Origin of the sequence: Streptomyces sp. SBT349 (assembly GCF_001083795.1) — a bacterium.
GTDB lineage: Bacteria > Actinomycetota > Actinomycetes > Streptomycetales > Streptomycetaceae > Streptomyces.
In genome coordinates this window covers 1-10,426 of the sequence record NZ_LAVK01000280.1, presented here as the reverse complement: position 1 = coordinate 10,426, position 10,426 = coordinate 1, and the positions used below count along the sequence as shown (strand labels likewise).

At 72.3% G+C, this 10,426-nt stretch carries 13 protein-coding genes and 1 pseudogene; 9 read left to right on the top strand and 5 right to left on the bottom strand.

Translation table 11 applies throughout. The annotated features are described in order from the left end of the window. Window positions 1–70: 70 nt before the first annotated feature. Both ADY01_RS26925 and ADY01_RS26920 read left to right on the top strand, forming a co-directional pair. Window positions 71–1,354 (top strand): glycoside hydrolase family 6 protein, encoded by a 1,284-nt coding sequence (locus tag ADY01_RS26925; protein WP_053171243.1) that lies wholly within the window; start codon window positions 71–73, stop codon window positions 1,352–1,354. A gap of 98 nt (window positions 1,355–1,452) precedes the next feature. Further along, entirely contained in the window at window positions 1,453–2,796 is a 1,344-nt protein-coding gene (locus ADY01_RS26920; RefSeq protein ID WP_049578702.1) for a geranylgeranyl reductase family protein, read from the top strand. On the opposite strand, the gene ADY01_RS26915 is transcribed toward ADY01_RS26920, so the two are convergent. Further along, window positions 2,747–3,196, bottom strand: coding sequence for a pyridoxamine 5'-phosphate oxidase family protein (locus ADY01_RS26915; protein WP_049578700.1), 450 nt, complete (start codon window positions 3,194–3,196; stop codon window positions 2,747–2,749). The two genes, ADY01_RS26920 and ADY01_RS26915, sit on opposite strands and share 50 nt — an antisense overlap. Window positions 3,197–3,586: 390 nt before the next feature. Here ADY01_RS26915 and ADY01_RS39935 point away from each other — a divergent pair, with 390 nt between their 5' ends. The 4 genes from ADY01_RS39935 to ADY01_RS26895 all read left to right on the top strand — a co-directional run bounded on the left by ADY01_RS39935 (window position 3,587) and on the right by ADY01_RS26895 (window position 6,554). Next, on the top strand, window positions 3,587–3,778 hold the full coding sequence (locus ADY01_RS39935; RefSeq protein ID WP_049578698.1) for a hypothetical protein: 192 nt from the start codon (window positions 3,587–3,589) through the stop codon (window positions 3,776–3,778). Between the two features lie 7 nt (window positions 3,779–3,785). Further along, on the top strand, window positions 3,786–4,763 hold the full coding sequence (locus ADY01_RS26905) for an aldo/keto reductase (protein WP_049578706.1): 978 nt from the start codon (window positions 3,786–3,788) through the stop codon (window positions 4,761–4,763). A 142-nt stretch (window positions 4,764–4,905) separates the two neighbouring features. After that, complete coding sequence (locus ADY01_RS26900) at window positions 4,906–5,772, top strand: helix-turn-helix domain-containing protein (RefSeq protein WP_063784369.1); 867 nt, start codon at window positions 4,906–4,908, stop codon at window positions 5,770–5,772. Then, complete coding sequence (locus ADY01_RS26895) at window positions 5,769–6,554, top strand: SAM-dependent methyltransferase (protein ID WP_049578695.1); 786 nt, start codon at window positions 5,769–5,771, stop codon at window positions 6,552–6,554. The genes ADY01_RS26900 and ADY01_RS26895 overlap by 4 nt, the downstream gene beginning before the upstream one ends. Before the next feature lie 24 nt (window positions 6,555–6,578). Here ADY01_RS26895 and ADY01_RS39375 read toward each other — a convergent pair whose 3' ends face one another. Continuing rightward, window positions 6,579–6,728: a hypothetical protein gene (locus ADY01_RS39375; protein WP_159001450.1), complete on the bottom strand. Its 150-nt coding sequence runs from the start codon at window positions 6,726–6,728 to the stop codon at window positions 6,579–6,581. 345 nt (window positions 6,729–7,073) lie between these two features. Beyond that, window positions 7,074–7,469, bottom strand: coding sequence for a winged helix-turn-helix transcriptional regulator (locus ADY01_RS26890; protein WP_049578694.1), 396 nt, complete (start codon window positions 7,467–7,469; stop codon window positions 7,074–7,076). Between the two features lie 54 nt (window positions 7,470–7,523). On the opposite strand from ADY01_RS26890, the gene ADY01_RS26885 reads away from it, so the two are divergent. After that, on the top strand, window positions 7,524–8,156 hold the full coding sequence (locus ADY01_RS26885) for an NAD(P)-dependent oxidoreductase (RefSeq protein ID WP_049578692.1): 633 nt from the start codon (window positions 7,524–7,526) through the stop codon (window positions 8,154–8,156). Beyond that, complete coding sequence (locus tag ADY01_RS26880) at window positions 8,153–9,154, top strand: IS481 family transposase (protein ID WP_049578690.1); 1,002 nt, start codon at window positions 8,153–8,155, stop codon at window positions 9,152–9,154. Before ADY01_RS26885 ends, ADY01_RS26880 begins: the two co-directional genes overlap by 4 nt. Here the strand turns inward: ADY01_RS26880 and ADY01_RS39370 are convergent. Then, window positions 9,151–9,669 carry a hypothetical protein gene (locus ADY01_RS39370; protein ID WP_159001448.1) on the bottom strand — a complete coding sequence of 173 codons (519 nt, stop codon included), beginning with the start codon at window positions 9,667–9,669 and terminating at the stop codon, window positions 9,151–9,153. The two genes, ADY01_RS26880 and ADY01_RS39370, sit on opposite strands and share 4 nt — an antisense overlap. Window positions 9,670–9,796: 127 nt before the next feature. Between ADY01_RS39370 and ADY01_RS26875 the strand changes: the two genes are divergently transcribed. Next, window positions 9,797–10,135, top strand: a complete 339-nt coding sequence (locus tag ADY01_RS26875) for a hypothetical protein (protein WP_063784368.1) — start codon at window positions 9,797–9,799, stop codon at window positions 10,133–10,135. A 10-nt stretch (window positions 10,136–10,145) separates the two neighbouring features. On the opposite strand, the pseudogene ADY01_RS39930 reads toward ADY01_RS26875, so the two are convergent. Next, window positions 10,146–10,426 (bottom strand): annotated as a pseudogene (locus ADY01_RS39930) (kinase); the annotation flags it as partial.

The window sequence follows — 10,426 nt, the reverse complement described above, 5'->3', positions numbered from 1 at the left end:
CCCTCCCGCGCCGTAGCCGCCCCCGCTACCCTGCCCCCGGGAGCGCTTTCTCCACAGCGGGAGGAGAGCGATGAGGATCCAATGGGCCGCCGGTACGGCGGCCGTCGTGCTGATGAGCGGGGGAGCGGTCGGCGGCGCGGACGAGGCCGCCCCCGCCCCCGCCCGGGTGGACAACCCGTACGCCGGGGCGCGGGTCTACGTGGACGAGGACTGGTCGGCGCGGGCCGCGGCCGAGCCCGGGGGAGCGGCCGTCGCGCGGGAGCCCACCGCCGTCTGGCTGGACCGGATCGCCGCGCTGGACGGCCTGCGCGGCCACCTCGACGCCGCGCTCGCCCAGGACGCGGACGTGATCCAGCTGGTGGTGCACAACGCGCCCGGCCGCGACTGCCACCGCCACCAGCCGCGCGGCGAGCTGGTCGCGGGCGAACTCGACCGCTACCGCACCGAGTTCATCGACCCGCTGGCCGGGGTCCTCGCCGACCCCGCCTACGCGGACCTCCGCGTGGTCACGGTGCTCGAACCGGGCGCGCTGGCCTGCGAACGGGCCCAGGCGCCCGGCGTCCACGCCGGCGCGGTGGGAACGGCGCTCGCGCGCCTCGGCCCCCTCCCGAACGTCTACCCCTACCTCGACCTCGGCGACCACGCGCTCCTCGGCCGCGACGCGAGCCTCGCGCCCGCCGCCGCCCTGCTCCACGCGGCGGCCTCCACCGCGGGCGCCGACCCGGCCGACGTCCACGGCTTCGTCTCCAACGTGGGCGGCTACGCGCCCCTGGACGAGCCCCACTTCGACGCGGACGACACGGTCGGCGGCGTTCCCGTGCGCGAGGGCAGCAGCTGGCTCGACGGCAACCACTACGCCGACGAGCTGAGTTACGTGCGTGCCTTCCAACGAGCCCTGACCGACGCCGGGTTCGACCCGGCGGCCGGCGCCCTGCTCGACACCTCCCGCAACGGCTGGGGCGGCCCCGGGCGTCCGGCCGGCCCCGGCCCCCGCACCGCCCCCGAGGAGTACGTCGAGGCGGGCCGCACCGACCGCAGGCACCACCCCGCCAACTGGTGCAACCAGGCGGGCTCCGGCCTCGGCGAACGCCCGGTGGCCGCGCCCGTTCCCGGCGTCGACGCGTACATCTGGGCCCGCCCGCCGGGACTCTCCGACGGCAACTCCATCCCCATCCCGATCGAGGGCGGCGACCTCGACCGCATGTGCGACCCGGCCTACGCGGGCGATCCGGTCAACGGGGGCCACCCCACGGGCGTGTTGTCCGGGGCGCCGCTGCGGGGCCAGTGGTTCCCGGCGCACTTCGGGGAGCTGCTGCGCAACGCCTGGCCGCCGCTGCCGCCCGCCGGAGGCTGAGAGGCGCGTCGGCGTCGGCGGCGGCGCGGATGGGTAGTTCTCCGGCACCCGCCCGAAGCCCGAAGCCCGGAGCCCGGAACCCGCGGAGGGACGTGCCCATGACCGACACCGCACCGCCGTCCGACGCCGACGCCGCCACCGCCGACGTCATCGTGGTCGGCGCGGGACCCGCCGGATCCTCGGCGGCCTACCACCTCGCCCGGCACGGAGCCGACGTCCTGCTGCTGGAGAAGTCCGAGTTCCCCCGCGAGAAGGTGTGCGGCGACGGCCTCACCCCCCGCGCCGTGCGCGGGCTCATCGGGATGGGCATCGACATCGACGCCGAGGGCTGGCAGCGCAACAAGGGCGTCCGCTTCGTCACCGAGGGCACCACGGTGGAGGTCGACTGGCCCGAGAGCGCCCGCTTCCCCGGCTTCGGACTCACCCGCAGCAGGCACGACTTCGACGAACTGCTCGCCCGCCAGGCGGTCCGCGCGGGCGCGCGGCTGTGGACCTCCGCGAAGGTCACCGAGCCCGTTCCCGACCGCACCGGCCGCATCCGCGCGGTCACCGCCCTGGTGGGCCCCGAGAAACGCGCCGTGACCTGCGAGGCACCCCTGATCATCGCGGCCGACGGCGTCTCCGCCCGCCTCGCCGTCTCCCTGGGCATCGGCCGCCTCCCGCGCCGGCCCATGGCCACCGCGCTGCGCCGCTACTACCGCTCCCCGAGCCGCCACGACGACCCCTACCTGGACATCTGGGCCGACCTGCGCGAGCGCCCCGGCGGCCCGGTGCTGCCCGGCTACGGCTGGATCTTCCCGATGGGCGACGGCCGGGTGAACGTCGGGATGGGCCTGGTCGGCACCGACGACCAGCGGAGCCGGGACACCCGGCGCCTGCTGGACACCTGGCTGGAGCGCACGCCGGAGGAGTGGGGGCTGCGCGGCGACGCGCACGCGGAAGGACCGCTGCGCGGCGCCGCGCTCCCCATGGGCCACAACCGGCTGCCGCACTACACGCGCGGCGTGCTCCTGGTCGGCGACGCGGGCGGCATGGTCTCCCCGTGGAACGGCGAGGGCATCCCCTACGCCATGGAGTCGGGCGAACTGGCCGCCGAGACCGCCGTGTACGCCCTCGCCCGCCCGGCCGGCCCCTGGCGCGAGCGGATCCTCCAGCGGTACCCGCGCGAGATCCAGCGCCGCGACGGCCGCTTCTACCGCCTCGGCACCGGCTGGACCGCGGTGCTCAGCAGGCCCGCGCTGGCGTCGTTCGTCAGCAGGCGGGTCCTCACCTCGCCCGCCGCGATGCGCGTGCTGACCCGCGTCCTCGCCAACCTCATGGACGAGCGCGGCGACCCCCTGGACCGCGCCCTGACCACCCTCATCCGCGCCGTGCCCCGCCCCCGTGACCACGTCAGCGGCGGCGGACGGTCTCCACGGGGCGGCCGGGGCGCCAGAAGGTGATCACCAGCTCGTCCGCCTCGACGCCGGTGAACACCGCCTCGCCGATCTCCAGGCGGAACGCGTGGAAGTCGCCCGGCGGCTCCGTGCCGGTCGTGTAGGCGGCCTTCTCCGCACCGGTGACCTCGGACGCGACCCCGGCGACCTTCGCGTCCCCGTCCGTGCCGGGGTGCGCGTGGATCGCGCACCGGCCGTCCCGCCGCAGGTCGAGCGCCTTCACCGCGCCCGGCATGGAACCGAAGGACAGGTCGCCGTTCAGGAAACTGACCTCGCTCCCGCTCACCCGCGGCGACCCGTCCCCGCGCAACGTCGCCAGGATGTGCGTCTCCGCCGCCTCGAACCGCGCCCTCACCTGGGAGGCCAGCGCGGGGGCCTCGCTCTCGAACCGCTGCCATGTCGCCATCCCCCCAGTCTCGCCGCCCCCACCGACATCGGCCCCCCGGCACCATGCGCACGATCCGGTTGATCCGGTCCGGCCGAGCGCGCACACTGCCGCCCATGCCCGAGACCGCACACGGCCCCGCGCTCCACGGCGCCGCCCACGCCCGCGCACGCGCCCTCGCGCGGGAACGGTTCCGCTGGATCGCCGGTCACGCCGACATCTGGGCGGTGTTCCGCGATCCCGAGGCGCTGGCCGCCGTGGTCGAGGGCCTGGTCGAGGGCCTGGTCGAGCCGTTCCGGGGAGCCGGGGTCACGGCCGTCCGCGGCGTCGAGTCCCGCGGCTTCCTGCTCGGCGGGGCCGCCGCCGTGGCGCTCGATCGAGACCGGCGGCCAGGCCACCGCCGTCCGCGCGATGGCCGCGGAACGCGGCGCCACCTGGGCGGGCTGCGCCGTCATCGTGGACGAACTCCCCGCCGACGCCCCCGCCCGCCGCGCCCTCGGCGCGCCGCACGCCCTGGTCGCCGCCGCGGACCTGCCACCCCAGGGGGTTACGGTGGCGGACGCGGCCACCGGCCGCGCGGACAGGAGCCATCGGAAGCGGTGAGTTGAACATGGAGTACATACGTCTGGGGAACTCCGGCCTCCAGGTGTCGCGGATCGTGCTGGGCTGCATGGCGTTCGGCGACCCCGGGCGCGGAACGCACCCCTGGTCCTTCGGACTCGACGCGTCCCGTCCGTTCGTCAAGGCGGCGGTGGAGGCGGGCATCACGACGTTCGACACGGCCAACGTCTACTCGCTGGGCACCAGCGAGGAGATCGTCGGCGCGCTGCTCGGCGAGTTCACCCGCCGCGACGAGGTGGTGATCGCCACCAAGGTCCACGGGCGCATGGGCCCCGGGCCCAAGGGCGGTGGCCTGTCCCGCGCCGCGATCATGACGCAGGTCGACGCCAGCCTCCGCAGGCTCGGCACCGACTACATCGACCTCTACCAGATCCACCGCCTCGACCGTGACGTCCCGGTCGAGGAGACGATGGAGGCCCTGCACGACCTGGTGCGCGCGGGCAAGGTGCGCTACCTCGGCGCCTCCTCGATGTGGACCTGGGAGTTCGCTCAGGCGCAGCACGCGGCCGACCTGGGCGGCTGGACCCGTTTCGTCTCCATGCAGGACCACTACAGCCTGCTGATGCGCGAGGAGGAGCGCGAGATGCTCCCCTACTGCGAGGACCAGGGCGTCGGCGTGCTGCCGTGGAGCCCTCTGGCGCGCGGGCGCCTGGCCCGGGAGTGGGACGCCACCACGGCCCGCACCGAGACCGACGCGTTCGGCGGGCGGCTCTACCGGCAGGCCGTCGAGTCCGACCGCGCGATCGTCGAGGCGGTCGGCGCCATCGCGGCGGAGCGCGGCGTGACCCGCGCCCAGGTCGCCCTGGCGTGGATCCTCCAGCAGTCCGCCGTCACCGCCCCGATCGTGGGCGTGACCAGGGAGGCCCACCTCACCGACGCGGTCGCCTCCCTCGACCTGACCCTGTCCGACGACGAACTCCGCCGCCTCACCGAGCCCTACACCCCCCGGCTCCCCGAGGGCTTCTGACCGGTAGCATCACGAACGCGCCGAGGCCCACCAGGACCCGGAACGTCCGCGCACTGTGCAAGGTTGCAGAGTGCGCGGCGACAGAGTCCTTGCTCCGGCGATCCGCGCGGAGGACGATGGGGTGACCGCATGAGGGAGAAGCATGTCTCAGCCCCGCTCCGGACCCACGGTGGCCCTGCGCCTCGTGGCCGCGGAGTTGAGGGCGTTCCGGGAGGCGGCCGGGCTGACCGTTCCCCGTGTGGCCGAGGCGGTCGGCGTCCACCAGGTGACCATCTACCGCCTGGAGCACGCCAAGCACGTGCCCAAGCCGGCGACCGTCGCGTATCTGCTCTCCCTCTACGGCGTTCCGGAACGGGAGGCCGAACGGCTGCTGGCCGATCTGGTCGCGGCCAACAACCCGGGCTGGTGGCACGAGTTCCGCGATGTGCTGCCCGCCCACCTCACCGACGTCATCGACCTGGAGTCGGCCGCGACTCGGATCCGCCTGTACGCGCCGGGAGTTGTGCCGGATCTGCTCCAGACGCGGGAGTACGCGGGCGCGCTGCTGCGCATGCGGTTCCCCAGCGCACAGGGGGAGTTCGTCAGGCGCCGCGTGGAGCTGCTGGCCGCCCGCCAGCGCGCCTGTTTCGACCGCCCGCACCCGCTGCGGCTGTGGGCGGTCATCGAGGAGGCGGCGCTGCGCCGGCCGGTCGGCTCCTCGGATGTGATGCGGGACCAGATCCGGCACCTGGAGGCGGTCAACGCGCGGGCCTCGTCCAGTATCCAGATCATGCCGCTGGCGTCCCCGCCGCACCTGATGGCGGACGCCGGAGCGGCGGAGGTCCTGAGGTTCGACCACCCGGCCGTGGCCGACCGGCTGGTCGTGCGCGGCCTGGCCGACGCCACCATCACCGGGGAGGTGAAGGCCGTCCAGTCGTACATCCAGGGACTCGACCAGCTCGCCCTGCTCGCGCCCCCGCCCCGCACCCCTTTTCCGCCCATACCGCTGCCGAACGGAGATCATTCATGACCGACGAGCATGTTCCTCATCTGCCCGCGATAGACACGACCGTGCCGCATTCCGCCCGCGTCTGGAACTGGGCGCTGGGTGGGAAGGACCACTTCGAGCCCGACCGCCTGCTCGGCGAGCACCTGCTGAAGCATTACCCCGAGGCGCTCAACGTGGCGCGGGCCTCGCGTGAGTTCCTCGGCCGCGCGGTGAAGGCCCTCGCCGTCGAGGAGGGCGTCCGCCAGTTCCTCGACATCGGCACCGGCCTGCCCACGGCGGACAACACCCATGAGGTGGCCCAGCGTTACGCGCCCGACGCCAGGATCGTCTACGTGGACAACGATCCCCTGATCCTGCTGCACGCCCGCGCGCTGCTCACCAGCAACCCCCAGGGCGCCACCGACTACGTGCAGGCGGACGTCCAGGACCCCGACACCGTTCTCGAAGAGGCCGCCAGGACACTGGACTTCGAGAAGCCGGTGGCGTTGATGCTGCTGAGCATGCTCGGCCACATCGACCCGGACGAGGCGGCCCTGCTCGTCCAGGAGTACACGCGCCGCCTGCCGTCGGGGAGCTTCCTGGCGACCTGCGACTCCATCGACGCGCCCGAGATGATCAAGCTGAACGAGGACTACGCCGCGTCGGGCGCGGTGCCCTACATCTGCCGCTCGGAGGCGCAGCTCGCGGCGACCGCCGACGGGCTGGAGATCCTGCCCCCCGGCGTGGTCGCCCTCAACACCTGGCGTCCGGAAGGCCCGTTGGAGCCCACCTACCAGTGGGGTCTGCTCGCCCGCAAGCCGTGACCGGGACCCTCCGGGACCGCGCCCTCAGGACCCGCTCGGCGCCCTCCGCTCCCGTGGCGCCGTTCCGGGGAGCGGCTCCTCGCCGTGCCGTTCGGGCGTGGCGCCGCCCCGCCTCCGGGGCGCGGCCAGGAGCGCGGTGACGCAGGCGGCGGCGAGCAGGATGCCGAGGGCCACAGCCGCTCGAACGGCCGGATCCTCACGACCTGCCGCCCGTCCCGTCAGAGGGCCGGACCGTCCCGGCCCGCGGCCCGATCTCCGGTCGGTGACAGAGGGGGCGTCACCCGGGCCCGGTTGAGCACGGCCGCTCGGAGGGCTGGATCCTCACGGCGTGCCGCCCGTGCCCTGTCACCGGCCGGTGGGTCCCACCCGTGCGTCCTGTCAGAGGGCCGGCCGCCGGTGGTTCGTTCCAGGTCCTTGGCGGCTGGCGGGCTGTGCGCCGTGATCAGCCGCTCTCTCACCGGCCGGAGTTCGGGCCGCGGTGGCGGCTCTTGGCGCCCGTCACCGGGATCGGCGTCCCGTCTAGGTGTTGCGGGTCAGGACGTTGTTGACAGGTGGGCCGTTCTCTTCGCGATCTGCTCGCTCGCGGGCGTCGATGAGTTCGTCCCAGTGTTCGGCGGTCCAGGCGTAGACATCCAGGAGGACGGCGAGAAGGCTGTGGCCGAGGGGGGTGAGGCTGTAGCCCGGGGAGTCCGCGTCGGTGTCACGGGTGATGAATCCGTCGCGTTCGAGGGAGCGCAGTGCTCGGGTCAGCTCTTTGGGGCTCGTTCTCGGTAGTGCCCTGCGCAACTCGCCGAACGGCTGGGCGCCCTCGCCGAGCAGGCGCATGATCAATGGCGCCCACTTGTTCTGCATCCGGATCGGCAGCATCGAGGAGGGGCACAGTTCGTCGAACGTCTCGGGTGAGAGTCGGCGCATAGTCCAAGTGTAGGTACCCGATCGGTAACCGGGGGGCCGCCTAGCGTCGGGCGCATGATGAGGATCGTGATCTTCGGAGCAGGCGGCAGGAGCGGCAGCGCCGCGGTGGCCGAGGCGACCGCACGCGGGTACCGCGTGACGTCGTTGAGAGGCGCTGACGCGGATATCACCGACCCGGAAGCAGTGGCACGGGCCGCATCGGGTCACGATGTCGCGATCGCGGCCGTGGCGCCCGCCGAGTCTGACCCGAGAGCCTTTTTCCAGGCCGCGGCGAACGGCTTGGTTACCGGTCTGCAAAACGCAGGGGTTACGCGGCTGGTCTGGGTGAGCATCGCCTCGTTGCTGCCTGATGCCTCCGGCGTCCCGGCCGTCGACACCGAGGGTTTTCCGGCGGAGTATCGGCCGTTCTCCCTGGGGCACCGCATCGCGTTGGAGGTGATCGGCGCCTCCGGCCTGCGGTGGGCCGCCGTGAGTCCCGCAGGAGACTTCGGCCCGGACACATCGTCCGTCGGCGGATACGCCCTCACCGAGGTCGGGGACCTGGCCTGTCGCATCAGCCGCGCTGACCATGCCCGCGCGCTGGTCGACCTGGCCGAGCGGTCGGACCTGCCCCGCGAGCATGTCGGTGTGCTCCCGCTGGCACCCGAGGAGAAGGCATCCGTTGTTAGCGGGGAAGGTCAACGGTGACGCACCGCAACGCGCCCCTGTCGCCCGAGGGCCGCCGTCGTCTGATCGAACGCTGCAAGAGCCGGCCGATCGCCCATGTGGCAGCGGAGATGGGCATCTCCCGCGCGTGCGCATCCAAGTGGGTGAACCGTTTCCGCCGCCACGGCGAGCTCGGCTTGCTGGACCGCCCCTCAACACCCCGACGACAGCCCACAGCGACGGCCGCCGATGTGGTCATCCGGATCGAGCACCTCCGTCGCACCCAGAAGTGGTCGGCCGCAAGGATTGCGTTCGAGCTCCAGGCGGAGGGCACAGCCATCAGCCGCCGGACGGTGTCACGGCACTTGAACGCCCTGGGGTTGAACCGTCTCAGGTTCATCGATCCCAGCGGTGAAATCAATCGGCAGCCGCGCCAGATCACCGCAGGCCGGCCCGGGCACATGGTCCACGTCGATGTGAAGAAGGTCGGCCGCATCCCCGACGGTGGCGGCTGGCGCTCGCACGGGCGCGGCAGCGCACAGGCAAAGGCTGTCGAGCGTCGCAAGAAGCGAACCGAACGCGGCGGCTACGTCTATCTCCATTCCGCCGTCGACGGATTCAGCCGCCTTGCATACACAGAGGCTCTGTCGGACGAGAAAGCCGTCACTGCTGTCGCGTTTCTTCACAGAGCACGCGCCTGGTTCGCGGCGCACGGCATCACCCAGATCGAACGCATCGTGACCGACAACGGCAGTTGCTATCGCGCGGACGCGTTCGCACGATCACTCCTCGGAGCGCGACAACAACGGATCACGCCCTACACGCCCCGGCACAACGGCAAGGTGGAACGCTACAACCGGATCCTGGCTGAAGAGTTCCTCTACGCCCGCACCTGGACTTCCGAAGACCAGCGGCGCGAAGCCCTCACCGTCTGGAACATCCACTACAACTATCACCGGCCCCACAGCGGAGCAGCCAGCCAGCCGCCAGCCACTCGACTGAGTGAGCGCGTCACCAACGTGTTGGCCTCATACATCTAGGGAACGTGCTCCTGTCCCGACCAGACTCCGCCACCTCGCCAGGCGGTCCCGTCATGCGCGTACGCGTAGGCCATCGTTCCGTACCAGCCCGCCCCGCACGACGACGATCCGCCGTAGTCGAGGATCTGGCTGGGCCCCCAGGGCCCGCCGAATTCACCCCCGCTGACGCCGGTCGGGCCGTATTCCCAATCGGTGCTCCGGCATACCGTCCAGGCCGACCCGTTCCACTTCTGCACCTCCAGTCGCACGGCGGCCCAACCGTCGGGCAGCGTCAGTCCCGCACCACACCCCGCGCTCAGCGCAAAGGTGTCCGCATAGGCGAGGTTGCCGGAGAAACTCCCGGGAATGAAGTGATCAATTCCCGCATTGCCCCGCACACACAGGCCCGCCCCGTTATACACGGTGACACCATTCGCCCAGGTCCACGCATGTGCGGGCTGCGCCCACACGAAGGTGAACAATAACGCCGCCAGCCCGGACAGCGCGATTCTGACGGCTCGGCGAGATCTTTTCACATCTCCTCCAGTCTGTGGTCATCGCGAAAAGGCTCGCACAACTCCGTTGATCCTTCTTCCCTTTCGCTCAATTCGTTCCCGATCCGCCCCCGCCCGGACGACGGCCCTCGGACGTACGATCCGTTGTATGAGTGCGCTGCTCTCGTTGCTCGTCATCGTCGCCGGACTCGCCGTGATCATGGGGGGCTTCGCCTGGCTCGCGTCCCATGTGCGGCGCCGCGGTGTCGTCGGGTCGGCTCTCGGTGCGGCCATGGCCTCCCACGACGAGGCATTCCGCCCGACCGCTCATGACTCGCACTACGAGATCCGGGCGCAGGCGGAGCGGAAGGCGCCGATTCTGTCGCCCGACCACGACGCGCGGGACCGTTCCGGCCTCGCGCGTCGGTCAGGTGTCGACGCGCCGCGCCCGCGCCGCCACCCCCGCCGCCGCCTGCGGCGATTCATGCGCCGCCTGACCGGCCGCTGACCAGCCGCTCTCACCTCGTGCCGAGGGCGGCGTCCCGCATCACCCGATCCACCGTCTCCTCAAGGGAGTTGGTCGCCGGGATCACGGACTCGACGCCACCCGGCAGAAGATCGAGCGGCCGGTACCACTCCCGCGTCTCCGCCTCGCCGAACTCGTTGCCCTGCCCCGCAGCGTCTCTTCGAACGGGACGTCGAGGTAGTACCCGTGGGTCTGCCCCCGGTGATCGCGCCCGGACGACGGTGTCGATCAGGCCGATGTCCGCCCCACCCGGAACGTCCCGCTCGCCGCACC